24 protein-coding genes are annotated in these 24,328 nt (G+C 58.3%); 12 read left to right on the top strand and 12 right to left on the bottom strand.

The genetic code is table 11. The features are described from left to right. Positions 1-2 precede the first annotated feature (2 nt). Both gph and ACYVI2_RS26535 read right to left on the bottom strand, forming a co-directional pair. Entirely contained in the window at positions 3-695 is a 693-nt protein-coding gene (gph, locus tag ACYVI2_RS26530) for a phosphoglycolate phosphatase (protein ID WP_415817225.1), read from the bottom strand. Positions 696-704: 9 nt separating this feature from the next. After that, entirely contained in the window at positions 705-1,493 is a 789-nt protein-coding gene (locus ACYVI2_RS26535) for a helix-turn-helix transcriptional regulator (protein ID WP_415817223.1), read from the bottom strand. Positions 1,494-1,605: 112 nt separating this feature from the next. On the opposite strand from ACYVI2_RS26535, the gene ACYVI2_RS26540 reads away from it, so the two are divergent. After that, positions 1,606-2,511 carry a DMT family transporter gene (locus ACYVI2_RS26540; RefSeq protein WP_415817221.1) on the top strand — a complete coding sequence of 302 codons (906 nt, stop codon included), beginning with the start codon at positions 1,606-1,608 and terminating at the stop codon, positions 2,509-2,511. Positions 2,512-2,624: 113 nt separating this feature from the next. Here the strand turns inward: ACYVI2_RS26540 and ACYVI2_RS26545 are convergent, their stop codons facing one another. Next, entirely contained in the window at positions 2,625-3,341 is a 717-nt protein-coding gene (locus tag ACYVI2_RS26545; protein WP_415817219.1) for a TetR/AcrR family transcriptional regulator, read from the bottom strand. Positions 3,342-3,517: 176 nt separating this feature from the next. On the opposite strand from ACYVI2_RS26545, the gene ACYVI2_RS26550 reads away from it, so the two are divergent. From ACYVI2_RS26550 to ACYVI2_RS26575, 6 genes are read left to right on the top strand one after another with little or no spacing between them, the layout of a single operon-like run. Then, positions 3,518-4,777, top strand: a complete 1,260-nt coding sequence (locus ACYVI2_RS26550; protein WP_415817217.1) for an alpha/beta fold hydrolase — start codon at positions 3,518-3,520, stop codon at positions 4,775-4,777. A 20-nt stretch (positions 4,778-4,797) separates the two neighbouring features. Beyond that, complete coding sequence (locus ACYVI2_RS26555; RefSeq protein ID WP_415817215.1) at positions 4,798-5,694, top strand: VOC family protein; 897 nt, start codon at positions 4,798-4,800, stop codon at positions 5,692-5,694. 18 nt (positions 5,695-5,712) lie between these two features. Then, the gene (locus tag ACYVI2_RS26560; protein WP_415817213.1) at positions 5,713-7,389 is read left to right on the top strand and encodes an AMP-binding protein; all 1,677 of its coding nucleotides are present in this window, start codon (positions 5,713-5,715) and stop codon (positions 7,387-7,389) included. Then, positions 7,386-7,862: an acyl-CoA thioesterase gene (locus ACYVI2_RS26565; RefSeq protein ID WP_415817211.1), complete on the top strand. Its 477-nt coding sequence runs from the start codon at positions 7,386-7,388 to the stop codon at positions 7,860-7,862. Before ACYVI2_RS26560 ends, ACYVI2_RS26565 begins: the two co-directional genes overlap by 4 nt. Next, complete coding sequence (locus ACYVI2_RS26570) at positions 7,859-9,022, top strand: FAD-dependent monooxygenase (protein ID WP_415817209.1); 1,164 nt, start codon at positions 7,859-7,861, stop codon at positions 9,020-9,022. Before ACYVI2_RS26565 ends, ACYVI2_RS26570 begins: the two co-directional genes overlap by 4 nt. Positions 9,023-9,048: 26 nt before the next feature. After that, the gene (locus ACYVI2_RS26575; protein ID WP_415817207.1) at positions 9,049-10,020 is read left to right on the top strand and encodes a Bug family tripartite tricarboxylate transporter substrate binding protein; all 972 of its coding nucleotides are present in this window, start codon (positions 9,049-9,051) and stop codon (positions 10,018-10,020) included. A 51-nt stretch (positions 10,021-10,071) separates the two neighbouring features. Here the strand turns inward: ACYVI2_RS26575 and ACYVI2_RS26580 are convergent, their stop codons facing one another. From ACYVI2_RS26580 to ACYVI2_RS26595, 4 genes are all read right to left on the bottom strand, one after another. Further along, on the bottom strand, positions 10,072-11,058 hold the full coding sequence (locus ACYVI2_RS26580) for a Bug family tripartite tricarboxylate transporter substrate binding protein (protein WP_415817205.1): 987 nt from the start codon (positions 11,056-11,058) through the stop codon (positions 10,072-10,074). A gap of 103 nt (positions 11,059-11,161) precedes the next feature. Continuing rightward, on the bottom strand, positions 11,162-12,181 hold the full coding sequence (locus tag ACYVI2_RS26585) for a cyclase family protein (protein WP_415817203.1): 1,020 nt from the start codon (positions 12,179-12,181) through the stop codon (positions 11,162-11,164). 31 nt (positions 12,182-12,212) lie between these two features. Continuing rightward, positions 12,213-13,721, bottom strand: a complete 1,509-nt coding sequence (locus ACYVI2_RS26590; RefSeq protein ID WP_415817201.1) for a class I adenylate-forming enzyme family protein — start codon at positions 13,719-13,721, stop codon at positions 12,213-12,215. Beyond that, positions 13,718-14,911, bottom strand: coding sequence for an acyl-CoA dehydrogenase family protein (locus ACYVI2_RS26595; RefSeq protein WP_415817199.1), 1,194 nt, complete (start codon positions 14,909-14,911; stop codon positions 13,718-13,720). Before ACYVI2_RS26595 ends, ACYVI2_RS26590 begins: the two co-directional genes overlap by 4 nt. A gap of 184 nt (positions 14,912-15,095) precedes the next feature. On the opposite strand from ACYVI2_RS26595, the gene ACYVI2_RS26600 reads away from it, so the two are divergent. Further along, positions 15,096-15,878, top strand: coding sequence for an IclR family transcriptional regulator (locus ACYVI2_RS26600; protein ID WP_415817197.1), 783 nt, complete (start codon positions 15,096-15,098; stop codon positions 15,876-15,878). A 110-nt stretch (positions 15,879-15,988) separates the two neighbouring features. Here the strand turns inward: ACYVI2_RS26600 and ACYVI2_RS26605 are convergent, their stop codons facing one another. The 3 genes from ACYVI2_RS26605 to ACYVI2_RS26615 form a co-directional block, all read right to left on the bottom strand. Continuing rightward, the gene (locus ACYVI2_RS26605; RefSeq protein WP_415817195.1) at positions 15,989-16,783 is read right to left on the bottom strand and encodes an SDR family NAD(P)-dependent oxidoreductase; all 795 of its coding nucleotides are present in this window, start codon (positions 16,781-16,783) and stop codon (positions 15,989-15,991) included. Between the two features lie 113 nt (positions 16,784-16,896). Beyond that, the gene (locus ACYVI2_RS26610) at positions 16,897-17,910 is read right to left on the bottom strand and encodes a DMT family transporter (RefSeq protein ID WP_415817193.1); all 1,014 of its coding nucleotides are present in this window, start codon (positions 17,908-17,910) and stop codon (positions 16,897-16,899) included. 97 nt (positions 17,911-18,007) lie between these two features. After that, positions 18,008-18,721, bottom strand: a complete 714-nt coding sequence (locus ACYVI2_RS26615; RefSeq protein WP_415817191.1) for an SDR family NAD(P)-dependent oxidoreductase — start codon at positions 18,719-18,721, stop codon at positions 18,008-18,010. Positions 18,722-18,852: 131 nt separating this feature from the next. Between ACYVI2_RS26615 and ACYVI2_RS26620 the strand changes: the two genes are divergently transcribed. Beyond that, a complete protein-coding gene (locus ACYVI2_RS26620; protein WP_415817189.1) occupies positions 18,853-19,812 on the top strand; it encodes a LysR family transcriptional regulator in 960 nt (319 codons plus the stop codon). 154 nt (positions 19,813-19,966) lie between these two features. Here ACYVI2_RS26620 and ACYVI2_RS26625 read toward each other — a convergent pair whose 3' ends face one another. Beyond that, positions 19,967-20,641, bottom strand: a complete 675-nt coding sequence (locus ACYVI2_RS26625) for a glutathione S-transferase (RefSeq protein ID WP_415817187.1) — start codon at positions 20,639-20,641, stop codon at positions 19,967-19,969. Between the two features lie 114 nt (positions 20,642-20,755). Here ACYVI2_RS26625 and ACYVI2_RS26630 point away from each other — a divergent pair, with 114 nt between their 5' ends. Further along, positions 20,756-21,340: a TetR/AcrR family transcriptional regulator gene (locus ACYVI2_RS26630; protein ID WP_415817185.1), complete on the top strand. Its 585-nt coding sequence runs from the start codon at positions 20,756-20,758 to the stop codon at positions 21,338-21,340. A 57-nt stretch (positions 21,341-21,397) separates the two neighbouring features. Here ACYVI2_RS26630 and ACYVI2_RS26635 read toward each other — a convergent pair whose 3' ends face one another. Beyond that, on the bottom strand, positions 21,398-22,294 hold the full coding sequence (locus ACYVI2_RS26635; protein ID WP_415817184.1) for a LysR family transcriptional regulator: 897 nt from the start codon (positions 22,292-22,294) through the stop codon (positions 21,398-21,400). 110 nt (positions 22,295-22,404) lie between these two features. Here ACYVI2_RS26635 and ACYVI2_RS26640 point away from each other — a divergent pair, with 110 nt between their 5' ends. Further along, positions 22,405-23,394 (top strand): NmrA/HSCARG family protein, encoded by a 990-nt coding sequence (locus ACYVI2_RS26640; protein ID WP_415817183.1) that lies wholly within the window; start codon positions 22,405-22,407, stop codon positions 23,392-23,394. A gap of 511 nt (positions 23,395-23,905) precedes the next feature. Then, positions 23,906-24,196 carry a hypothetical protein gene (locus ACYVI2_RS26645; RefSeq protein WP_415817181.1) on the top strand — a complete coding sequence of 97 codons (291 nt, stop codon included), beginning with the start codon at positions 23,906-23,908 and terminating at the stop codon, positions 24,194-24,196. Positions 24,197-24,328: the final 132 nt, after the last annotated feature.

The raw sequence follows: 24,328 nt of genomic DNA on the forward strand, positions 1-24,328 counted from the left end.
GGTTACCCGTCATTGAGCAAGGCGACGCAAGCGCCCACTAGGTCATCAAAGTGATGCAGCAGAATGTCTGGGGCCAGTTCGGCAGCGGGGATTTCGGTATAGCCGAAGTCGACCAAGATCAGAGAAGTCCCAGCAGATCTTGCGGCTCCGGCGTCGGTGTCAGCGTCACCTACCATGACTGTGCGCGCAAGATCGCCGCCTACGGCATCCACGGCCTCAATAAGATGGGCGGGATTAGGCTTGGCCGCTTTTACGGCGTCCAATCCTACTATTGCGTCAAACAAATCTGCCATATCTAGTTTGGCCAGCAACGTTCGTGACAAATCGGTGGGTTTATTGGTGCATACCACCAGCTTCGCGCCTGCCGACTTCAGAATCCTCAGAGCATCGATCACGCCAGGGAAGGGCTTACTTTCGTCCGCAACATGCTCAGCATAGTAACTAATGAAACGGCCAAACAAAGCCGCTGTGTGGGCTGCTGGATCTGGATCACCAGCGTTCTCAAGCCCCCACTGCAACAGCCATCGCGCGCCACGGCTAATAAACGGACGGCCTGCTTCATACGCTAGGGGCTTAAAGCCCTCCGACATAAGGATTGCGTTCACAGCACCGATCAGATCTGGAGCTGACTCGACCAAGGTGCCGTCCAGGTCGAATGCGATGGTTGCTCCGTTAAGAATGCTTAGATTCTTCATCTATAAAAATCAATGAAAGACAATTCGACGGTAAATCGTCGGCGAAACCCCGAACCTGGACGTGAACGCAGAAGTAAGATGCGCGTGGCTTGAAAAGCCACAATCCAGGGCTACGGTGGTGACGGGCACATTTGTGTTTCGCAGCAACTTCTGAGCTCTGTTCAGACGCCGACTGACAATGTACTGATACGGCGTGACGCCGGTTGCGCGGCAAAAAGCGGTGGTGAAGTGGAACTTGCTCAATCCCGCCTCATTCGCCATTTGCTCCAGCCCTATGTCCCGGTGCAAGCGTTCTTCCACCAAGTCTGCTAGCCGTTTGACAATAGTCGAATTTAGCGAACTTGACCGTCGGCCTAGAGATACTGGATCTATGCACTGGCGGTACTGATTCGCAAATTCGGCTCCCAACTCTTGCCGCAAGAAATCTGCTTCGCAAGGTGCGGCAGTCAGCACGCGATAAGCAGATCTCATTAATGCCGGAAAATTCGCACATCTATGTCCAGCATCGCAACGAAGCAAATCACGCTCCGCCGCGTCACATCCTATGACATCCTGCCACTCAGCCACGTCGAACTCTACCGACAGCCAGTCTGCATCCAGACCTGTTGTATGAACATGCTCTATTGCGGGAGGAACGAACTCGAACGCCCCGGCAGGCCAACTCACCGAACGTAGCGCTTGACCATAGAATGCCTCTGCACCATATCCGACGCCCATACGAATTCTGATGGTCGGGACCGTATTGATGATCGAGCGCGGCGCACTATGGGCTGCACCTGGAACCCATTTGAACCTCATGGAACCCTCTGCAAAATAATCTGCGCATCAAACCGCAATTTCTTGAAAGCGCGAGGTCGAAGTCACGTCGTAATCTCTGCTCTCACCATACCATGAGAGTAATTCTCAAGCCGTGCCATCGAACAACAACTATCAACGGATGCAAGTGCAAGGTGCCTCGAACCTGAACGGCGTGCTATGGGCTCTCGCTGGCATGGGGTTGTTTTCCTTTATTTATGTATCCGGAAAGCTTAGCGGGACCGGCGCCTCCGCCCTGCAGATCATGTGGCTTCGATATGTCGGCGGATTCGCGACGATGGCACTGGCGCTATTGACGCAACGCGACATCGCCCGGGCTCTCTCCACAACCCAACCGGTTTTGCATGCATGCCGGGCGGCAGCCGGTGGTATCGGCGGTGTTGCTGCCATATTCGCCGCCGCCCACATGCCTGTCGCGTCTGCGAGCGCGATTGGCCTATTGGACGGACTCTTTACCGTTCTATTGGGTGTCATTATTCTGCGCGAGCATGTGTCGCCGCGTCAATGGATGGGCACGATAGTGAGCTTGACTGGCGCGATGACGGTGGTAGGGTCACAAGGAGCGTTCTCTGTGTGGGGTACAGACTCCGCCGGGCCGGCGCTCATCGCGCTGTTGGGAGCGCTGCTTGTCGCACTCGAAAGCATCCTGATAAAGACACTCGTTCGTGCCGAATCCACCTTCACTGTGCTCTTCTATGTGAACTTTTTTGGATCATTGATTCTCGCCTGGCCGGGGCTCGCCAATTGGCATGGCATACCGATACAGTGGCTACTCGCTTTCCTGATACTGGGTCCCGTGGCAATTCTGGCGCAGTACTGCAATATCAACGCATTCAGACGAGCGAGTGCCAGCGTAGTTGGCCCCATTCGATATAGTTGGGTCGTCTACGGTGCCGCGTTCGGGATGTTGTTCTTTAATGAGCCAATCTCTTTAGCCACAGGGATAGGTATAGCATTGGTCCTCGTTGGAGGAGGATGGCTTGCCACATCAAAAGTCTGAAGTTGTTGTGCGTCGCGGTACCACCTGATCTTTCCAAACTGGTGCCTGGGCCAGATAAAACATCGGTCCACGCAGCGCTATTTAATGACTCGAAAAATTGACTCTGCCGAGCGTCATGTAGCATCCGCAGCTCTGTCAATAATCTTCTCGAGGTAATCCAGATCCTCCCGAACCAGGCGCAGAGACTCTCGTGCATCTGCTGGCGAGCGCGATCTGCGCGCCTCGTCACGCAATAGCGCATTGACGCCCATTTCCGCCATCAGATCGGCGACTTCAGCAATGCTCAATCTGCCAGATGGCTTGTACCACCAAGCCGACCAATTGCACATGCCGATGAGACTGAAGGCGGCTACGTGCGCATCAACCATCCGGAATTGACCTTCACGGATCCCGCGCTCAATCACGCTACTGAAGTTATCGAGCACATTGCGCCGCGCACTTTGCATCGCTGCGCGCTGCTTGCTAGTCATATCGGCTTGTGTGCGATCCGCAACTCGAAATTCGGCAGGACGCGACAGTATCAATTGAGCATGTTGAGCCACTAGAGCACGTAACGCGGTCACCGGATCGAGGTCATCGCGCGCGACCGTGTCTCCTGCCAGCTTTCGCGCATCGGCCAGCACCTCTTCCGTCAGCGCGCGCTGAATCGCATCCTTGCTCTTGAAATAGTAGTAGACGGCAGTACGGCTCAGTCCCAGCCGTTCGGCGATGTTTTGAATACTTGTGCCGGCCGATCCTCTCTCAATGAACAGCTTTGCTGCCACGTCCAGAATCGCATTTCGCAACGCGTCGCCCTTCAGATTGACCTTTGTCGAAATGTCATTCACCACGTTTTTCCCCATTGCGATCGTGCATAGCGCCGATACCTGTCCCTAATTGATCTTTTGCAGTCTCTATTGTCCGCAAACTGACGTACGCGTCAAATTGACCAAATCAATTGACACTAGTGTCAATAATTCGTCTAATAAGACAAATTCGATGCGAGGCACATCTGTAGGAGACCAATGTGACCAAAGAACTGACCACAAATGGGGTCAATGCCGGCTTCCTGAATACCGACTGGAATCCGCGTGACCTGCCGTCGGGAGCCACGACCCGCAACGTCGTATTGCGCACGGATGACGACGCCGCAACTTCTGGATCTCTGTACTTACCCGCTGGGGATCGACCAGATACCGTCGTCTGCGTAATGCATCCCCGCGAATTCATGGCCTGTCACTACCTCATTCCCGACATCGTCGAATCAGGATGTGCAGCATGGTCGCAAGGCGCGCGATCCGTCGGCAATGATCTGCGACTGGAGCACGAGATTGCCCTGCATGACGTTGCCGCAGGCATGCGCTTTTTGCGCGATCAAGGTTTCAAGAACATCGTGTTGCTGGGCAACTCAGGGGGCGCGGGCCTCTACAGCCTGTATATCCAACAGTCATCTCTTCCTGCTGCCCAACGAATTGCCCGCACGCCAGGCGGCAAGCGCAGCGGCCTTCCGGAGTTGGATATGCTCGCGGTCGACGGTATGGTGCTCGTCGGCCCTCACCCTGGCCAGGGCGCCCTGCTCCTTAATTGCATCGACCCATCGGTTGCTGATGAAGATGACGCCCTGTCAGTCGTCGCTGCGCTCGATCCGCTCAGTCCCGACAACGGGTATCGGAAGGCGGGAGAGGCGCGGTATTCCCGCGAATTCATTGCTAACTACCGCGCGGCCCAACGGAATCGGGTCGCACGACTGGACCAACGCGCCCGCGAGATCATTGCCATGCGGCTTGATGCGCGCGAGCAGATCAAGACCGGAGCCAACACCTCCGCAGAAGGGCGGAGACGGGCAGCTCACACCCCGGTCATGACCATCTGGCGTACCGACGCCGACTTGCGCTGTTTAGATCTCAGCATCGACCCCTCGGATCGTCACCCAGGCTCGCTGTGGGGCAAAGACCCCTACGCGTCCAACTTCGGAGCCGTTGGTTTCGCCCGCTTCTGCACCCCTGAAAGCTGGCTATCCACATGGTCAGGGCTATCGTCCAACGCCGCCCTCGCGTTGACTGCCCCGTCAATTATCCAGCCGACATTGATCATCGAATACACCGGCGACCAGGCCTGCTTTCCTGCTGATGTCAGGGACATCCATAACGCGATCAGCGCACAGGACAAACAGCACTTGCGCATCCGAGGCGATCACCACGGACGCGCACTACTGGAACAGGAAGAGCCCGGCCGATATCAAGCGGGCCGCGAACTTGCCTCCTGGTTGCAAGCGCGCTTTCTTTAACTCTATATCGGAGTAGCTCAATGATTTCAACTCCTACCAAGCCCCGCTCTTTGGCGCTACATGGCGTTGACCACACCGCACGCCCCACCTGGCGTCTGCGCGAAACGATCAACTTCTATCGCGATATCTTGGGCCTGCCACTGGTACACGTTATTTCGGCGCGCGGCTGGGGGCCCGAAACGCATCCGGACTTCCTGCACTTCTTCTTTGACAGCGGCCAAGGCAGCACTATTGCTTTCTTTTACTACCTGGGATCCGACGAGCCCGATTCGGTACGTGAACGCCGTAGCATGCGCCCTCTCCCTGACGACCATGTTGGCGATGCGACTCACACCGCGTGGCTTGTCCAAGACGAAGACGAGCTGAAGGCGTGGAAACAGCGGCTGGAAACCGCTGGTCTGGATGTCTCCGTCGAAACCCGCCACGAGGTCATTGAATCCATCTACGTTCGTGATCCCAACGGATACTTCATTGAGTTCACCCGCAAGCTTCGTCCCTTGGCTGCAGTAGATGCAGCCGACGCAGCCCTGACCATTCAAGCCGCCATCGAACTCGAAGATGAAGCGATGTCCGCCGGCCGGCGCGTCACCCACGTGGACCACATCTGGGCTCGTAAAGCGGCGTTGCTAGAGTCCGCTGGCGAGGCGGAATCGAAACAGTTCTCGGGCGTTCGTATCTTTGTGCCGCGAGTCGAAGAATTCTCTTCCCTTGTGCGTGATGCCGAATCTCGTGCCGAATGCGACGTCCATGCTGGAGAGTACTTCGATTGCATACAGAGCCCCGGTCCTGTGGAGTTTCGGCGCAAGACGTTGGGATTAAAGCCTGCCGTTTGGTATGGCCTGTTCACCGGTGGGGTAAGCGGCAACATCACCACGATGGACCGAGACCTGGTTCGAATTGAACCTGCCGAAGCTTGATAAACGGGGAGGAGACACATGCGAGATATTAAATTCCCCATAGAGGGCGTCACCTACCACTCGGATGAAAGAGCGCGGGCCTATTTCAGTAGTGGCGCCTGGCGTGCGCAAACGGTTGGCCAGGTTCTACGTGATACCGCGACCCGTTGCGGCGATCGCCTTGCACTCATTACTGATCAGGGCGCCCTGACCTTCGCCGAGCTAGACGCGCAAAGTGAAAGACTGGGCGCAGCCCTGCTAGATACCGGATTAAGTCCAGGCGACCGCGCAATCTTTCAAATGGGCACGACCCTTGAGACTGCGGTGACGCTTTTGGCCTGCTACAAGGCAGGCATCATTCCCATCTGCTCGCTGCCCCAGCATCGCGCGCTCGAGATCGGCCAGCTTGTCCGGCAATCCGCCGCGCGCTGCTACTTTGTCCAAGCCGACTTCGGCTCCTTTGATCTCGTCGGTTTTGCCAAAGAAATGATGAGATCGCACGGCAGCCTGGAACACCTCATTGTCGCCCGAGGTTCTGCCGGTGACGCAGCCTCGCTTCAAGCGCTAATCGACGGCATGCCACTTGAGCAAGCGCGCGCGCGTCTTGCGAAGGACCAGCCTGGATCCGAAGATGTCTTAGCCTTTCAACTATCCGGCGGCACTACTGGTATTCCGAAGATCATTCCCCGCTTTCACGCTGAGTACCTGGCACACGCCCTCGCGTGCGCGCGCATGTACGAAATGGAGGAAGACGACCGAATCATCTGGGCGTTGCCGCTCTTGCATAACGCCGCTCAAGTCTACGTGCTGATGCCCATGATTCTCATAGGGCTTTCCGCGGTGTTGATGCCGCGCGTAGATGTCCCGCGCATGCTGGAGTTGATCGAAGAACATCGCGTCACCCGCGCTATTTCAATCGGCCCCATCGCGCCGCAGTTAATGGCCTACGAGAATCTGGCGCGGCATGACCTGTCGTCTCTGCGGCTATTCACCACGATGAGCGCCGCCGACCGATTGGAAGATCACCTCAAGGTGCGTTGCTCCAACCTCTTTGGAATTACAGAAGGCTTGCTGCTGGGTACGTCTCATACGGCTTCCGAACTTGTCCGCCACCGGACACAAGGACGGTCAGGCTGTCCGGAGGACGAAATCCGCCTGCTTGATCCGGCTAGCGAACGCCTGGTCCAAGCCGGTGAAATGGGGGAACTCTGCTTCCGTGGTCCCGCAACCATTCCCGGCTTCTTCGATGCGCCCGAAGCCAATGCGAAAGCATTTACGTCCGACGGATTCTACCGCACCGGCGACATGATGACCGAGCTGGTTCATGACGGAAAGACCTATTACGCATTTCAGGGACGCCTACGCGACAACATCAATCGCGGTGGCGAAAAAATCGGGTGCGAAGAAGTTGAGGCGTTGGTGAGCGGCCACCCGGCAGTGTCCGAGGCGCGACTAGTCGCGATGCCTGACGAGCTATACGGCGAAAAAGGGTGCATTTTCATTGTCCCTCGACCAGGTCATAACGCCCCGAGCGTCGAGGAGCTCCTGACCTATCTCGTCGCCCAGGGCCTTGCAAAATACAAATGCCCGGAACGCGTAGAAGAAATCGAAGCTTTCCCCGTGACAAAGGTCGGCAAGCTCGACAAGGCAGCCCTGCGCAAAGCGATCGCCGAAAAGCTCAACAACGAAGCCGAAGCAGCAGGACGGGCATCATGATCGCCACCGAATACATCGTCAGCGACTCGCCTTTTGTGATTCGCAGGCGCGTCAAATGGGGTGACTGCGACCCGGCCGGCGTCGTATACACCGTCACGTTTAGCGAGTACGTCATCTCCGCGGCAGAGCTTTTCTACGAACGCCTGCTCGGAAATACCCCGCAATCATCCAAAGACAAGCACGGATTCGGCACTCCCACGCGGGCGCTCACCTTCGATTTCCATGCCACCCTTTGGCCCGACCAAGAATTCGACATGGCCGTCTCTGTCGAACATATCGGCGAACACACATACACCCTGAACATTACGGGTACTGTGCACGGCCACCCCGCATTTGTGGCGAAGCTCACCCCCATCTGCGTCGCGCGCGGCGAACGCCGGGCAATCCCCATTCCCGCCATCATGCGCGACGCCTTGGTCACGTATCAGGCTGCCCATCCTATGGCGGCCTCGTCCCGGAGTCCCCAAGTATGAAAATTGCAATCATTGGGGCCGGTCCCGCCGGCCTGTATTTTGCTCTGCTGGCTAAGAAGAACGACCCAGGTCATGACATTCAAGTGTTCGAGCAGAACCCTCAGGGCGCCACGTACGGTTGGGGCGTAGTCTTTTCAGACATCGGACTGAACTTTCTGCGGGATGCAGACCCGGATTTCTTCAAAGACTTTATCGCGCATCATGAACGGTGCGACTACATGGAGATCGTTCACCGGGACGAGCGGATCCAAGTTCAAGGCAATCACTTCTCCCGTACCGCTCGACTCAAGATGCTTCAAGTGCTGGAAAAAGCTTGTGTCAAGGCCGGCGTTCGAATCAAGTACGACCACCGCGTCGGAGACGTTTCGCTCCTGACCGCAGAATTCGACATGGTCGTCGCCGCAGACGGTTCCAACAGCCAGACCCGCACTCAACTCGCTCAACACTTTCAACCCACGTTCGAAAAGCGACGCAATAAATTCGCCTGGTATGGCACACGCCAGCGCTTCCACCCAGTGTCCTTGATCTTTCGTCAGACTGGGCATGGCATCTTTATCGCCCATAGTTACCAATACAGCCCTGAGCTCAGTACCTTTTTGGTCGAGGTCGACCCCGACACATGGACACGAGCAGGTCTGAACAACGCCAGCGAAGAGGAAAGCCGTCGTTATTGCGCGGACGTATTTCGCAACGACCTAGGCGCCAACGAGCTTCTCGGAAACCGCTCGCTCTGGTTCGAAGCAAACATCGTGCGCAATGAAAACTGGTCGCACGGCAACGTCGTGCTGCTCGGCGACGCTCTGCGCACCGTGCACTTCTCGCTGGGCTCGGGAACACGCATGGCCATGCAGGACGCTATCGCGCTGCACCAGGGGCTTCGACAGTATCCGTCTGATGCACGCGCCGCATTCGCCGTCTTTGAGTCTCTGCGTCGGTCGCCGTCCACAAGCTTCCAAACCGCGGCCGCGCGCAGCTTGGATTGGTATGAAAACGTGGCAGACAAGATGTACCTGGACCCGGTCTCCTTCGCCTACGACTACATGCGGCGCACAGGACAAGTCAGTCACGAAGACCTGCGTCAGCGAGACCCCACCTTTACCGCAGCCTTTGAAGCAAGAACCGAGCGTACGGGCAAAAAGGACGCCCAGCTCATTCCATAAAACCACCCATACAATATGGGGGAGACATGAAGAAAACTCTGATTTTTTCCTTGATTGCGTTCACGGCAACTTGGAACACCTACGCGCAAGCACCCGCATATCCCAACCGAAGCGTACGGGCCGTTCTCCCCTACTCCGTGGGAAGTGGCCCCGACGCGGTCGCTCGAATGGTAGGAGAGCAGCTCTCGAACGCATGGAAGCAGCCATTCATTGTCGAAAACAAGCCCGGTGCCAATGGCTGGCTCGCCATCGGCGAAGTCAAACGGTCTGCCCCGGATGGCTATTCGATTGCTATCGTCGACAACACCCATATGACGTTGCAGCCTCACCTATATAGCAAGATGCCGTTCGACCCCATGAAGGACTTCACGCCAGTCGCGCCCATATACACGACGAACTTCTTCATTGTCGTCGCTGCGAATTCCCCATGGAAAAACGTGACCGATCTCGTTGAGGCGGCGCGTCGGGCTCCGGAGACATTGACTTATGGAAGTTGGGGAATAGGCAGTGTCGCACACGTTGGCTCGACGCTCTTTCAGCAGAAAACGCAGACGTCCATGGTCCACGTCCCTTTCAAGGAATTGCCGCAGCTGTATACGGCTGTTGCTAACGGAGAGATCAGTTGGGCCTTCGGTACAGCAGCGACCGTGCAAAACCTGTACCAAGCCAAACGTGTGAAGCTCTTAGCCCTGGCCGCACCGCAACGCCTAAGCCTCTATCCTGATATTCCCACGGTATCTGAGGCTGGAGGGCCCGCGGATTTCACGCTCAAGACCTGGGTTGCCGCATTTGTTCCAAAAGGAACGCCATCAGACGTTTCTCAAAAACTCGGCGGATCCATCGCCACCGCGTTGACCACGCCGGCGCTGCAAGAGCGCTTTAGAACCTTCGGCTTCGAGCGCTGGCCGACGGACGCAGCGGGCGTTACTCGCGCGCAAGAACAAGACTCCGCTCACTTTGCCGACGTCGTCAAGCAAGCGAACATCTCCCTCAATTGATTCGTATAGGACTCCCTATGACAAACTCATCATGGATAGGGCAAATCGTCCCTACTCGATGCGTGCCCCGGCCTGTTCTACCACCTTGCCCCAACGATCGTATTCCGACTTGATATAGGCGCGATATTTTTCCACCGAACCGCCCAGTACGATGGTGCCCTGCTGGTCCAGTTTTTGGCGTACGTCGGGCGAAGCCAGAGCGCTGTTGATGGCGGCGTTGATCTTCGCTAGCACCGGTTCGGGCGTGCCGACCGGCGCCACGATGCCCTGCCAGGCCAGGCTCTCGAAACCCGGGATCAGGGTTTCCGCCACCGTCGGCACGTCGGGCATGCCCGACCAGCGTTCTTTGCTGGTGATGGCCAGCGCGCGCAGCTTGCCGGCCTGCACTGGCGAAATCACCGTATTCAGCGTGGTCGTGGTGAATTGCGTGGCGCCTGCAATCAGGTCCACCTGGGCCGGCGCCGTGCCTTTGTAGGCCACGTGGGTCGCTTTCAGGTCCAACATACTCAATAGCTGGGCAGCGGTCAGGTGTTCGATGGCGCCCACGCCCGAGGATGCATAGTTGTATTTGCCGGGCGCGGCTTTGATCATCTCAACCAATGCCTTTGGGTTCTGCGCCGGTACCTGCATGTTTGCCGCCAGCACCAGCGGCACCGCTGCCGTCAGGCCGACTGGCGCGAAATCCTTCATAGGATCGAAGCCGGGCGATTGATAGACCCAGGGCGCGATGACAATGGACGAGGTGTTATAGAGCAGCGTATAGCCGTCGGCGGGGGCCTGCGTCAGCGCGGTGGCGGCGATATTGCCCGCCGCGCCTGCCTTGTTCTCGACGATGACCGGCTGCCCCAGTTCGCTGCTCATTTTCTCGGCCAGGATGCGTGCCACGTTGTCGGTCGGTCCGCCCGGCGCAAAGCCTACCAGTAGGCGGACGGGTTTGGACGGCCAGTTGTTAGCCTGGGCAACGGCGTTATTACCTGCGGCAAGCGTGGCAACGCTGCACAACAGTGCGGCCCGCAGGATTCCGGTTAGTTGTTTCATGTCTCTCTCTCCTTGTTGAAATCGTCGTTCTTATACGATGCGCGGAGTCTTGCGCCCTACCCATGCCATCGGCCTCCTGAATTTCCAATGGCATGGCAGGCTGTTATACGGTGGCGATCGGGTTCAGCGGCGAGCCCACCGCACCGGGTAAATGCAACGGTGGTGCGGTCAGCAGGAAAGCATGACGCTCGTGCCGCGCCAGCCACTCAGCCAGCGGAGTCAGGTGCCACAGTTCACCCAGATGCAGGCCCAACTTGAACAGGCAACGCTCGTGCAATGGCAGCAGCGCATGGCAACCATCGCCTTTGAAATCGTAGGGCCGGTCCTCGACCGCATAGTTGTCCGCGATCAACGCGGCGATGCCACTATCGTCGATCCAGTCCAGCAGGCGGCTGTCCGAGCCGTCGAGCACAGCGCACGAACGTGCCAGCCGCTGCGCGTCGGGCTTGCCGCCCATGCCCAGCACCACGTCGGCAAAACCGGTGTGCAGGCAGAGCATGTCGCCCTTGCGCACCTCGACGCGGTCGCGTTCGATCACGCGCATCAGATCGTCGTAGCCAACGCGCTTGCGCTCGTCGCCGAAATGGCGCCGCAGGTCGAGCAGTACGCCGCGTCCCTGCACGCCTTTGGCCGCCATGTGCTCGATGCCCAGGCGATGCGCGCGCGACGGGCTGTCGCGTTCTTCGCGTTGGTGCGAGAAATTTTGCTTGCCGGTGTAGCCGTTGTAGAACACGATCTCGGCCACCCCATCACCATCGGCATCGAAATGCGAACCGATGTGCGACAGCGCATCCCATTGCGTCGAGTACTGCAGGCTCATGGCGACCATGTCGTCGCACGCCACGTCGGTGGTGTTGTGGTCGTGCTGAAAGGCGTGCAGGTACATGGGCTTGTCATCGCGCCGGGTCGGCATCAGGCGTGGCGGATGGCGCGCCGGGTTCAGTACGTTGCCGCCCGGCAGGTCCAGCGGCAGGCTCAGGCTGAACACGATGCCCTCCTTCACCTCGGCTACGGCCTCGCGCACTTTCTCGGGGGTCAGCAGATTGAGCCGACCCAGTTGGTCGTCATCACCGAAATCACCCCAGTTCGAGCCAGGGGGCCGTTGTTTCCATCGTCGGGTCATGATTGTGTCTCCTGTGTTATCGGTGCAGGGGTCAGCGGCGCGCCACGCTCAGATCCACCATTTGCGTCGGCAGGTCGGCCAGCAAGTGGCGCTTGATTTTCTGGGTTTCGGTTTTGGGAATGGCGGGCACGAACGAGAAATAGCGCGGCGCCATATAGGCCGGCAGGCGCGCCTTTAGAAATGCCTGCAGGGCCTTGGCATCAGGCTCGCCCTGCAGCACCACGTATGCGTGGACCTCCTCGCCCATGATGTCGTCGGGCACGCCAACCACTGCGCAATCGCGCACCTGCTCGTGCTTGAGCAACTGCTGCTCTACCTCGGTAGGCGCGATCATTTCGCCGCCGCGCCGGATCAGTTCCTTTTGGCGTCCGTCGAAATATAGAAAGCCGTCCTCGTCCAGGTAGCCGCGATCCCCGGTATGCAGCCAGCCCTGTTTGAGCGTGCCGGCTGTGGCTTCGGGATTGCGCCAGTACTCAGAGAAAAACACGTGCGGGCGTTTGGAGCGCGCTACGATTTCTCCCTTGACTCCGGTGGCTACCGGCGCGCCAGCGTCGTCCACCACGGCCACCTCGATCCCCTCGCGGGCATACCCCACCGAGCCAAAGCGCGCGCGCTCAGGCGTATTCATCGACACCCAGCCGCCGGTTTCCGTCATGCCGTACAGCTCGCGCACCGAGATACCGAAGCGCGATTCGATCGCCTCCCACACGCGGGCCGGCGCGCCACCGCCCACGCACCAGCGCAGCGAGTGATCACGGCGCGGCTCGGGATAATGTTTGTCCAGAATCGACAGCACCGTGCCGACATACGTAAAACCGGTAGCGCCATGCGCTATCGCTTCGTCAAAGAAGCGGCTGGCCGAGAAATTCCGCAACAACACCAAGGTGGCACCGCAGCCCAGCACCGAGGCCACCGCGTACATCTGCGGGTTGGCGTGGAACAGTGGTAGGAACACCAGGATGCGATCCGCGCGAGTCAGCTTCAGCGAGTGCAGCATGTCGTCACTGGCAGCCACGTACGCGCCGTGCGGCAGCGTCACGCCCTTGGGCAGGCCGGTCGTGCCCGACGTGAACAGGATACTGTTCACGTCGCCCGCAGCGTGCAATGGTCCGGCCCAACGCGCCGGCGATTCGGCCGGCGGCAAATCCATCGCGGCGTCGATCTCCAGTACCGGCGGCGCGCCCTCCATGTTCGCCAGCGTGTCGCGGCGTGGCGCCAGCAACTCGGGCTCGATGATCAGCAGGCGCGATTCGCTCTTGGCCAGCGAGTAGCAAAAGCCCTCCCCCACCAGCCCGGTGTTCAGCGGCACGCACACCGCGCCCAGCTCGCTCAGCCCGAACCAGCAGGCCAGAAAGGCCGGGCGGTTGCCGCACATCAACGCGACATGATCGCCCGGCCGCACCCCGGCGTCGTGCAGGCGTACCGCCATGGCGCTGACCATCTCTGCCAATTCCCGGTAGCGGTACTGGCGGGTTTCAAAAACGAGCGCAATGGCGTCGGGCTGGCTGTCGGCCAGGCTATACAGGCGGTCGGTGATCACGTCTTCTTGGGTCCGGACAAATGGTTGGCGGCAAAGGCGAGCAATTGCTTGCCGATGGTGTTCTTGAGAATTTCGGACGAGCCGCCGGCGATCTCGTAGGCCTTGGCGTCGCGCAAATAACGGCCGAACGGCGCGTGTTCGGTCACCCCGTAGGCGCCGCAGATTTGAATCGCCTGCTCGGCCGCGCGCGTGGCGACTTGGCTGGCGGCGAGTTTGGCCTCGCTGGCGTAGCGCGCGATCTCGCGGTGTTCGTCCAATGCCACACAGGCCTCGTACACCAACAGGCGGGCTGCGTCGATCTGAGTCGCCAGATCGGCGAAATACCACTGAATGCCTTGGAACCCCAACACCTTTTGGTCGAACGCCTCGCGCCCGGCTGCATAGGCCAGCGCGTTGTCGAACGCGGCGCGGGCGATGCCCAGGCTGATGGCACCGGCCATCGTGCGCGAGAAATCCAGCGTAGTCACAGCCTGGCGCACGCCCTTGCCTTCCATGCCGATCAGGTGGTCATCCGGCAGGACCACGCCGTCCAGGATCAGATCCACGTGCGGACCGTTGCGCAGGCCGAATGTGCCAGATGTCGGGCCGTTAAACGTTGACACGCCGGGCATGTCGCGGCGCACGAAAAACGTGGACACGCCATGGTCAGTCTCGGCCAGGACGATATAGGCCTCGGCGGCCGAACCCGAGGTGATGAACGACTTCCGGCCGTTCAGCGTCCATCCGCTGGCGCTGCGTTGCGCCTTGGTATCCAGGCTGCGAATATCGCTGCCATGATTCGCCTCCGTGAGCGCGTAGGCGGTGATCAGGCCCTGGACGAATTCCGGCAACACCGCCGCCTTTAGCGAGTCGGCGCCGAACTGGTTGATCAAGGTCTGCGCCTGCAAGATGGTGATCAGGCTGATCCCCACTGCTGCGCTGCCGTACGAGGCCTCCTCGAACACCGCGGCGCAGTGCCCGTATGGGGCCGCGCTGCCGCCCCACTGGCGCGGCAGCGTCAGACTGGTATAGCCGTGGCGCGCCATGGTCTTGACGATGTGCACGGGGTACACGTCCTGCCGGTCGATGGCCTCGGCCTCGGGCAGCACGGTATCGGCCACCACGCGCCGCAGCTCGCGCAGGAACGCCGGATCCACTCTGTCGCGCCACAGCGCGGGACTGCATTGGTATGAGTTCGCGATTTCGATCATGTCCTTGCCTCCTCCCGAACGCGGTGACGCCGCCGGGGTTGGGTTTGGACTATAGAAACGAAACGCGGCAAAATCGCGGATACCTACAAAAAGTTCCGCACTGCGGAACAGTAGTACCAGCAGCCAGAAAAAAGGCGGCGCGCCCGGGTGGCGCGTAACCACAACGACGAGGCAGGAGACAGCAATGGAGGACAACGGCACCCCGCGGGCCAGCGGCGATACCGTGCAAAGCGTCAGGCGCGCGCTGGAGATTCTGCGCATCCTTTCCTACAGCTCGTCATCGAGCGGCATGCGTTTTTCCGATCTGCAGGCCCAGAGCGGGCTGAGCAAAGGCACGCTACATCGATTCCTGAAAACCCTGAGCGCTGAGGGTTTTGTCGAGCAGGCTGCGGGTAGCCGCGTCTATTACCTGGGGCTGGAATTTCTATCTATGGGCGAGCGTGCGTCCAACCGCCTCGACATCCAGGCAGTGACACGGCCGGCGCTGGAGCGGCTGGCACATAGTACCGGCGACACGGCCATGCTCACGATACGCAGCGGGCTGGATGCGGTCTGTATAGACCGCAAAGAAGGCTCCTTTCCGGTCAAAGTGCTGACCCAGAACATCGGTACTCGCCGCCCGTTGGGAGTGGGTTCGGGAAGTCTGGCGCTGCTGGCTGCGTTTGACGATGGTGAGGTGGAGAACGTGCTGCGCCGCATTCAAGGCCGCCTGCAACCCTATCCCAGCTTGGACGTGGATAAGCTGCGCGCGATGGTAGCCGACACGCGTGAGCGAGGGTATGCGTTCAACCCGGGGCACCTTCTCAAGGGGATGTACGGCATCGGTGTTGCGATTTACCTCGCGCGCCAGCCCGTTGCTGCGCTGAGCGTTGCTGCGCACTACGGCCGCATGGGTCCGGAGCGCCGCAGGACTATTGCTGCTGCGCTCAAGCGCGAGGCGGATGGGGTGACTGAGGAATTGGGGTGAGGCCGCGATGCGCAAGTGAGACCGGTTGGCGAGGTTCGCTGCAAACTTTCACTGTGCGTGTCGATTCTGGAGCATCAGATTCGTCGTTAGAGCATTGCCCCCAAAAAGGATCACAGTGCGCTGTGGTCCTTCACCGCATCTTCAAGTGCGTTTTTCAGCGATAGGAATCGAGCGTCCACAGCGGCAGGATCTGTGCGATTGAGCGCGATCATCTGCGCGCGTGCCTCCCCTCCACGAACCACCTCGAAGACATCTGCTTCAATGCCCTCAATGATGGCCATGGCCACTGCTTCGGCAGGCTCGCGCGAAAAGCCCAGTTCAGGCCCCGCACGATTCGAACGCATCATCGGCGTATCCGTCCCACCAGGATAGGCAGTGAGGACATGGATGCCCTCGCCTTTGAGTTCGCGCCGCAATGATTCTCCGAAATGTGCCAGACCAGCCTTCACTGCCGCGTACGTCGTGTAGAACGGGGCGCCAACCAAGGCGATACCCGAGGCAATGTTCACTACCATAGCCTCTCCGCTCCGCCGCAACGCACCCAGGGCAGATTGCGTAAGCAGGATAGGGGCAAGCAAGTCGACAATCACCATTTGTTCGATCTCAGCCTGCGGGGTGTGCTCCAACCGGCCGGCCCTCACGCCACCGGCATTATTGACGAGCAGGTCGATGCCACCCAGCCATTTCAACGCCTCATCCAGCGTAATCGCACGCCCTTCGGCCGTGCCCACATCAGCATGAGTACCGCCAGCTGAGGAGAGGCTCCTCAATGCATCTTCGAGCACGGCCTGGCGCCGGCCAGTAATGAATACTTTCGCACCACGCGCAATCATTGCCTGGGCCAGTGCGAAGCCAATGCCGCTTGACCCACCCGTAATAAGAACACGCTTGTCTCGTAATTGCATATCAGACTCCTTTCCTCGCGGCGCGGGGACAATTGGACAGGAACATCACGACAGTAGTCATTTCGTCGCTGATCACTTCAAACTTATGCACCTTGATAGGTCCTGAAAGTGGATCATGACCGCACCCGCGTCATAGATGACGTCGATAGAGACGATTGAGCCGACGGTTTCGCGGATGAGCCTGCTGCCAGCAACACCCCAAGAACGACTATTAAAATAGCGAAAGCCTCCGCCTCGCTTGGCCGCTCTCCGAGCACAGGAATGGCAACCACCGCAGCGACAGCTGGGATCAGTGCAATGATGGCAGTGGCGATTGATGATCCCAGTAATGCAACGGACCGATTGAAAGCAACGATGGCGACGCCAGTCATCAAAATCCCCTGATAGATCGCTTGCAGCGCGATCTCCCCTGCCGATGCGTAAGACAGACGACTCAACCCAGTCCCCACGTAGACCGGCAGAAAAAGCAACGCAGACCAGAAGCAGATAAGCGCGGCGGATTGGATCGGTGTCAGTGTGCTGCGTCGAAAGAGCATCGTATAGACTGCCCACATCATGGCCGCCATGACGAGAGCGCAGATGCCCAACGGGTGCACAGCCCCATCTGCAATAGCCCCAATAACAACCAGCCAGATCAAGCCCAGAACGATAGCGGCATAGCCGCACCACCGTCGCGTACCCTGACGCTCACGAAAAATGATCCATGTAAAGACGCCTGCGAACACCGGCATCAGCGCAGGCGTGATAGCTGCAGCGCGCCGAGCCGAGGAAATTTGCAAGCCAAACGCGACCGCCAACACAAAAGGCATACCCCATAGGCACGCATATACCAAGCCCTCGGCCCATTGCTTAGGAGAAATGCGACTCTTGCTCGCAAACAGCACGGGAAGCAGCACAAGCGCACCAATTCCAAACCGCAATGCCGTGACATCCCAAAGCCGTAGCTCATGCGTAACGCTCAAGCGAGTCACCACGAACCAGCCAGCAAAGATTGTGAGGCTTAAAGCAGCCCAGCAAAGTCCTTGCCAAAGGTTACCCTTCACCGGCATCAGTCGTGCAACGTCGCTACGGGTACCATTTGCAATACCCATTTCTCTCCTCACTTGTATCGAACACCAGTCGCTCAACTAAAGCTGAAGATAGTTTTATAACATATGTTCTAAAACGTGATGATCGATGAGAGGAAATGCATATTTTTGAACTACCGAGCAGCGTATTCCCTGATCACCACCGAACAGTCCGACCACGATAGTCGAGGTATTCGAGACCGGGGTGACCCAACTTGGTCAGAAGCACGTTCACAACCCCGGGAACACTTTCCTCGATCGACAATCTCCCCTCAGCTCCCCCCAGGTCGGTGCGCACCCAACCCGGCGCGATCAGCAGCATAGCCCGTGGCGTTTGCACTTGGCGCGCGGCAAAACTGCGCATGAATTGGTTTAAGGCTGCCTTGCTGCCACGGTAAACCTCCCGCTGGCCGGATTCGTTGTCGGCGATACTGCCTTGTCCGGATGACATGACCCCGATCAGGCCGGCCGGCGTGACAAGGTCAGACAAGCTCTCGACCACCCGCATCGGGCTAAGCGCATTGGTGATCATGAGATTCACGAAATCCTCTGTCGACACCTCACCGATGGTCTGAGTCGGGTCCGGATTGGTCGTACCGGCATTGACAAACAGAATGTCGAACATCCGGCCGGACAGGCGCTCGTGTAAGGCTCGGATCTGCTCGGGTCGGGTAATGTCCAGCATTTCAATGTCGACCCGGTCCGGATGCGCATCGGCCAAATCGTGCAAGAGAGTTCGGCCGCCACCGGCGCGGACCGTGCCCACGACGTGCCAGCCGTTTTTCAGGAACTCGGCCGCCATGGCGTGGCCGAGGCCGCGCGAGGCGCCGATGAGCAGGACGGTGGGGGTGTGAACGGGTGCTTGGTGCATAGGATTCTCCTTTTTGCACTATTGAAGCCATGAATTGTCGAACCTGGCTCTAATTTGCACCAGCCGCCTGGCCTACAATCCTTGATTGCGCCAAACGCCATGCCCGGGCGGTTTTCGATTATTCTGGGCGCATGACACGCGTCGACCTCAACCTTCTTCCCGCGCTAGATGCATTGCTGAGTGAGCGTAGCGTCACGGGGGCCGCCCGGCGACTGAAACTCAGCGTCTCTGCAATGAGCCGTACGCTCACTCGCCTGCGCGCAGTGACGGGTGATCGCCTGCTGCTGCAGGCTGGGCGCACGCTGGTGCTCACGCCATACGCAGAACAACTGAGCCAGCGTATCTCAGCGCTGACCCGAGAAGTAGAGGTGGTACTGAGTCGCACCAAGCATCAGTTCGACATTGCCACCCTTGAGCAACGCTTCACCCTGCGAGTGGGTGAGGGTTTTATTGACCTGCTTGGCGCGGCGTTGATGGATCGGATCCGCAGCCTGGCACCCGGTGTGCAGCTTCGCTTCGCCCCCAAGCCGGACTGGAATGCTCAACCGCTGAGGGAAGGCGTGATTGACCTGGAGATCGGTATCGTCAAAACCTCGGCGCCCGAGGTACGTACGCGTTTGCTCTTTCGCGATCGCTATGTCGGCGTGTGCCGCATAGGCCATCCGATTCTGAGTGCAAGGAGCATCAGCGTAGAGCAATGGGCCGCATACGACCATGTGATGACGTCACGTACCGGCGAAGCGGAAAATTCGATTGACACAACCATGGAACCGCCGAATATGCGGCGGAAGATACTGATGGTGGTGCCGTCTTATACGAACGCTATGCAGCTAGTTCGTCATTCGGACTTGCTGGCCGTTGTCCCGCATTCATGCCTCGGCAACTCCTTTGTGCCGGATTACGCGACTGCCAATGGCTTACAGTGCTTCGAACTACCCGTGCCCATACCCGCTTTCAATATCTCGGCAATCTGGCATCCGCGCCTTGATCACGATCCGGCTCATTGCTGGTTTCGTGCCGAAGTGCTGGATCTCTGCTTGGAAGCTTATCCGCGAAATCTGCCTCAAGCTTCGCCACAACGCCATCGCTAGTGTGGTCCGCGCTGGCGGTTTTTTCTCTTCCGATATAGACATTGGACTACGCGCGGGTCCTCGTTCAGCCCCGTTTTCACACCGCCTCGGCCGAGAGCGGATATCTTCCAGTGCGAACTGGAAGATGTCCTCGCGCTTTATCTTGCGTTAAGTTCTACTGACCGATAAAGGCAGGTTGAGACGCAACGCTTGGACGCTGCATCATTCGTTCAAACCAATCTAGCAATGCCTTGCATTCAGTTGGAATATCCAGTTTGACGATTGCTGCAAACACCAAGCCGCCGATGAGAGTGATATCTGCCATCGAAAACCGCTCACCGGCAACATAAGTTTGCTGCTGCAACACCTTATCAAAGTAGTGCATGCCTCGAAGTGCCTTATCGCGCTGACGAAATCCCCATTCTGGATTTTGATATAGCTCTACCGATGGCCCCAATCCTGGCGTGCCGTGGTGGAAATACACACTAATTGCGTCCAGTAATTCGATTTCTGCGCGTTTGCTCATCATGTGGATTACACCTTGTTCCAAAGGCGTCGTACCAGTCAGGATAGGCTTGCCATCCAGCCTATCAAGATATTGAGTAATTGCGGTGCATTCAGCTATCAGCGTACCGTCCGCCAACTCCAGCACCGGCAAAGTCCCGGAGTAATTCTTCTGTTCGATGAACTCAGGCCTTTTATGTTCGCCTTTGTACAAATCAACAAGTTCAAATTTCACTTTGCTTTGCAACTGCTTTTCTGCCAGTGCGATACGTACGCGGGTTGGATAAGGTCCGACAGGAAAATCATAGATAGTCAATTGTTCATTGTTTAATGCGGCGGTTGTCATCACATGCTCCTGAGACGGCGAAAATGGAAAAAATGCCTTAACTAACAAACGTTAGGTAGATTCAAGATAAGCGCTATAATTCTTTCCGTCAATTCATTTTTCAAGGAAATTATCTTGAGCAGTGACACAGCCCAAAATTCAAGCGAAAAGATTCTGGCAGCGGCTACACGCATTGCACAGGCTCATGGCTACGGAGGATTGAACTTAAGAGCCTTGGCTGAGCAAGTTGGAATCAAAGCGGCAAGTCTGTATCACCACTTCCCAAGCAAAGCTGCTCTAGCTGCTGCGGTGGCGCGACGTTACGCGGAAGAGTCTGTGATGACACTGGAAGCGATACTGAAAGAATCTGAAGGCGCGGAAGAGTGCCTGCTTCGCTACCCCCAGACTTTTCGACGCTCCTTAGAAAACGAGAATCGGATTTGCCTTTGCAGCTTCATGACGGCTGAATACGACGATTTACCAGCCGAGGTGCAAAAGCAAGTACAAGCATTTGCAGATGTAAACGTGGATTGGCTAAGCAAAGTGCTTCAGATGGCAGGCGTGAAGCGAAAGCAGGCTGAACAACGTGCAAGAGGAATTTTTGCAGCTGTCTCTGGAGCACAGCTAATGGCGCGAGGTAGAGCTGACATCAAGCTCTTTGATTCCATCATGAAAGGCTATAGAGACGCTGGCCTCTTTTCAGCGCATAAGACGGACTGACGGCGAGACTTCAACAGTATTCGAAAGCTACGTATTCAACGTTATCTGGCGACAAAATCAGCTTGAGACTGCTGCCAGCTCTTCGCGCACCCAGCGCTGGCCGGGGTGACTGTGGTTTCGTTCGTGCCACACCATGCCTACTTCGAATCCGTCCACCGGAAACGGGCATTCGACAATCCGCAACTGACTGGCGCGATCGCGCACCAGCCGCTGGGGCACCAGGGCCACGAAGTCCGACTGCGACACGATCTCCGGCAGAAACAGGAACGACGATGTCGATAGCACTACGTTGCGCTTATATCCCTGCGCTGCCAGCGTGTCGTCTACTGGTGTGACGAAATCACCGCCGCGCAGCGACACAATGACGTGTTCGAGCTGCGCGAATTCTGCCACTGTAATGCTCCTGCGCAGCTTGGGGTGGCCACGTCGACCGATCAGCACATAGCGTTCGTCGAATAGATGCCGCGTGCGCAGGCTGGGCGCTGCGACGCCCGGCGTCATGAGCGCAAGGTCCACTTCGCCACGGGCCATCTGCGCGTCCAACTGTGGTAGATCGAGGCTGCGCAGCGCCAAGCGCACGCCTGGTGCCCGCTTGCGCAGCTGCAGCACAAGCGGCTGGGCCAGCGCAGCTTGCAGGTAGTCAGTGCAGGCGATAACCGTTGTAAGGGTCGCCTGCGCCGGGGCGAAGTCGCTGTGCTGGGACACCGTGGTGCGAACCTGATCCAGTGAGCGTCGAAGCGGATCCAGCAGATCCAGCGCCTTGGCCGTGGGCGTCATGCCTCGTTGCGCGGGAATCAGCAGCGGGTCGTCGAACATATCGCGCAGACGGCTTAGCTGCGCGCTCACCGCCGGCTGGCTCAGGTGCAGGCGATTTGCCGCCCTGGAGACGTTCTGCTCCACCAACAGGGCTTCCAGTGTGACCAGCAGATTGAGGTCCAGGCGTTTGGTATCCATAAGACGGATAGCAGGATAAAAGAATAACAATTTTACATATACCAACGACCGATCGAAACTAGGCACTCGTTCGCGAGCGCGAGCTGCTTGCCCATATCCGGAGAAACCGCATGTCCCCCATTTCACAGAAGCCCCTGATCACCGTAGCCGGCGCGTCCAGCAAACAGGGCCGCAGCGTCGCTAATGCCTTGCTGGCCAGCGGTCGTTACCGCGTGCGTGCGCTCACCCGAAGCAAGGACAGTCCCCCGATGCGCCAGTTGGCTGAGCACGGTGCCGAAGTCGTTGTGGCGCCGCTGGCGTTGGGTCATCAGGCCGCGCTCACCGACGCGATGCGCGGCTCTCATGGAGCCTTTCTGATGACGCCGCCAACCCCACCGGTGCCGCCGCCAGGTCAGCCCGAGCTGGCGCTCGGCCGTGAACTCGCCGATGCCGCGTACGCTGCGGGCGTGCAACACGTCGTGTGGAGCGGTCTGGAAAACGTCGAGATGCGGACCCGCGGTAACAAGTGGGCACCGCACTTCACCGAGAAGGCGCTGGTGGCAGAGCACATCCGCACGCTACCGCTGCGCAGCTCTTTTATCTACCTGGCGTTTTTCTACAGCAACTTCCTGGAATACTACGTACCCCGGCGCGGCGCTGACGGCAGCCTGACCTTTGCCATCTACTTGCCGCCGGACATACCCATGCCATTCGTAGACCCACTCACCGCGACTGGCCCCGCCGTGCTGGAGGTATTTGACCATCCGGAAAAATACGCCGGCAAGACCCTGCCGGTGATCGGCGAGATCCTGACGGCGCGGCAGATGGTGGACACATTCGTTCTCGTGTCAGGACAGAAGGCACATTACGCCTCGGCATACACGCGTGACGAACTGCTGCAGCACTTTCCCGAATTCGGTGCCGATGAGTACCTCGTACGCGAGCTGGTGGGCATGGTGGAATACGCGGTCGAATACGGCTACTACTCGCCCAACCGCGACGTGGAATGGAGCCGAAAGATCGACCCTGATGCGTTGACCTGGGAGCAATTTCTGCTGCGAACCAAATGGCAGGGAGAACGCGTGAGCTATGGCGCGCCAGCGGAGTCTATCCAGCCTTGAGACTGGGGCGGCCGAACTGGACGACGGCGTTGCTCAATTTGCGTCGCTTGCGGGCGAGACGAAGCCGCTGTCCCAAGGCGAAGAGCAAGCGCTGTTCTTGCGGAAAGACAACGAGCGGCTTGCGCGACATGTTTTCTATTATGGTCAATAATTCTAATTATTGTCCATAATAGCGTTAAATATGATCGAAAATTGTCCTCTGAGACAGTGGGATCCGCGGATAGACAAGGTTCTTGTCGACTTGTGAGTGGGGCAATAGCAAACTGCTAAAAAATACTGGCTCTCACACTCGAGGCTTGGAAAACATTCTCTCTAACATTGCCTGACGAAGACTGGTCTGCACGAACTATCGCATCTGCATCTGGACAGTCTGGAAGAGGGTTCTTCGCTGTTGATAGAAACGAGGTCTATGGCTTGGTCTGGTGCCTGTTACTCTGTTTCGCGGGACATTGTGGCGGCCGATACAGAGCAACGTAAAATCTCAGGCTTTCAGCCTCCACATGCTTCCCTTATGAACCTTGAACGACTGCGTCGCGAATTTCCCAACTTCGACATAACAACCCTGCCTACCCTACCCGACGGTTTCTTCGACGCGTCGAGTTACATCGATGCAGCTCCTTCGTTCGAGAACGAGGAGCGCAGCTTGAAAGTGTATGTCGACTACGCTAGCTATGCCGACCGCGAATCCGGCAGGAGCCAGCGCTTCTGCGTTTCCCGCTATGACGAGGAAGCAGGCGATTTTGAGGACGTCGCCCTGTCGACTAACGATTGGGCCGAAGTCATGCGCTTCCTGACCGCCTGAAATCCCTGGTCAGGAGCGATCGGTTTCCGCTCCGACCGTCGGATGATCGCCGTGGAGCTTATTCCGATGGAGTTCTATCTGGCTCTATGAGGGTTTGGAAGCCGCAGCGCTCGCATATCCTGGCCACGCTGC

Source organism: Bordetella tumbae, from assembly GCF_054780995.1.

Excerpts from the sequence above, each read along its gene's own strand:
- ACYVI2_RS26565 (WP_415817211.1), top strand. The coding sequence starts at position 7,386 with ATGATCGCCACCGAATACATCGTCAGCGACTCGCCTTTTGTGATTCGC.
- gph (WP_415817225.1), bottom strand. The coding sequence starts at position 695 with ATGAAGAATCTAAGCATTCTTAACGGAGCAACCATCGCATTCGACCTG.
- ACYVI2_RS26615 (WP_415817191.1), bottom strand. The coding sequence starts at position 18,721 with ATGCACCAAGCACCCGTTCACACCCCCACCGTCCTGCTCATCGGCGCC.
- ACYVI2_RS26535 (WP_415817223.1), bottom strand. The coding sequence starts at position 1,493 with ATGAGGTTCAAATGGGTTCCAGGTGCAGCCCATAGTGCGCCGCGCTCG.
- ACYVI2_RS26575 (WP_415817207.1), top strand. The coding sequence starts at position 9,049 with ATGAAGAAAACTCTGATTTTTTCCTTGATTGCGTTCACGGCAACTTGG.
- ACYVI2_RS26595 (WP_415817199.1), bottom strand. The coding sequence starts at position 14,911 with ATGATCGAAATCGCGAACTCATACCAATGCAGTCCCGCGCTGTGGCGC.
- ACYVI2_RS26645 (WP_415817181.1), top strand. The coding sequence starts at position 23,906 with ATGAACCTTGAACGACTGCGTCGCGAATTTCCCAACTTCGACATAACA.
- ACYVI2_RS26635 (WP_415817184.1), bottom strand. The coding sequence starts at position 22,294 with ATGGATACCAAACGCCTGGACCTCAATCTGCTGGTCACACTGGAAGCC.
- ACYVI2_RS26620 (WP_415817189.1), top strand. The coding sequence starts at position 18,853 with ATGACACGCGTCGACCTCAACCTTCTTCCCGCGCTAGATGCATTGCTG.
- ACYVI2_RS26570 (WP_415817209.1), top strand. The coding sequence starts at position 7,859 with ATGAAAATTGCAATCATTGGGGCCGGTCCCGCCGGCCTGTATTTTGCT.
- ACYVI2_RS26555 (WP_415817215.1), top strand. The coding sequence starts at position 4,798 with ATGATTTCAACTCCTACCAAGCCCCGCTCTTTGGCGCTACATGGCGTT.
- ACYVI2_RS26585 (WP_415817203.1), bottom strand. The coding sequence starts at position 12,181 with ATGACCCGACGATGGAAACAACGGCCCCCTGGCTCGAACTGGGGTGAT.
- ACYVI2_RS26580 (WP_415817205.1), bottom strand. The coding sequence starts at position 11,058 with ATGAAACAACTAACCGGAATCCTGCGGGCCGCACTGTTGTGCAGCGTT.
- ACYVI2_RS26605 (WP_415817195.1), bottom strand. The coding sequence starts at position 16,783 with ATGCAATTACGAGACAAGCGTGTTCTTATTACGGGTGGGTCAAGCGGC.
- ACYVI2_RS26600 (WP_415817197.1), top strand. The coding sequence starts at position 15,096 with ATGGAGGACAACGGCACCCCGCGGGCCAGCGGCGATACCGTGCAAAGC.
- ACYVI2_RS26640 (WP_415817183.1), top strand. The coding sequence starts at position 22,405 with ATGTCCCCCATTTCACAGAAGCCCCTGATCACCGTAGCCGGCGCGTCC.
- ACYVI2_RS26560 (WP_415817213.1), top strand. The coding sequence starts at position 5,713 with ATGCGAGATATTAAATTCCCCATAGAGGGCGTCACCTACCACTCGGAT.
- ACYVI2_RS26625 (WP_415817187.1), bottom strand. The coding sequence starts at position 20,641 with ATGACAACCGCCGCATTAAACAATGAACAATTGACTATCTATGATTTT.